Annotated in this window: 1 protein-coding gene; it reads right to left on the bottom strand. The window is 76.4% G+C overall.

The window, feature by feature from the left end:
* Positions 1 to 122 (bottom strand): FAD-dependent oxidoreductase (locus tag PV721_RS43770; RefSeq protein WP_319734495.1); only part of this gene is annotated, 122 nt, incomplete at its 3' end.
* Between the last annotated feature and the right edge of the window lie 396 nt (positions 123 to 518).

The following is a 518-nucleotide window of genomic DNA, read 5'->3' as shown; positions in this document are numbered from 1 at the left end:
GTGGTGGGGGGTTCGGGGGCGCGTTCGCAGACGGTGACGCGCCAGCCGCGGCGGTGCAGTGCGAGGGCAGCCGTGAGGCCGCCGATTCCGGCGCCGGCCACCACGGCGTGACGTTTCGGCATGCAACACCACTTCCTGTCGGTACGGTCACCCGCTGCCGCCACTCAGCCCTCACCTCACTCTACAGCTGTAGAGTGAGGGCGTGTCCAGCCCCGCCCGGCGGCGGGTGGGCGGCGAGCGTGTCGCACAACCGGCGTGCCTGTACGAGGAGTTGGGACGGCCCGGGCCGCCAGAGGGCGGGCCCGAAGGCGAGGGCCGGGTGGACCGCGGGTCAGGCCGGGCCGTCGGCAGCGGCCGGCGCCGCAAGGAACGCGGGGCCCCGCGGCCGCTCCGGTCGGCCGCCGCGGTGACACCGGTCAGCGGCCGGGCCGCGGCGATCTGCGGATGCCAGACGCGCCCAAGGGCCTCCCACCGACAGCCCGTCGCTCAGGGGGTGGGTTCTGCCCGGGGCGTGCGGC

It is taken from the genome of Streptomyces sp. MB09-01, from assembly GCF_033794505.1.
Classification (GTDB): Bacteria; Actinomycetota; Actinomycetes; order Streptomycetales; family Streptomycetaceae; genus Streptomyces.
The sequence above is the reverse complement of the archived record's forward strand: the minus strand, read 5'-3'. Positions and strand labels throughout refer to the sequence as shown.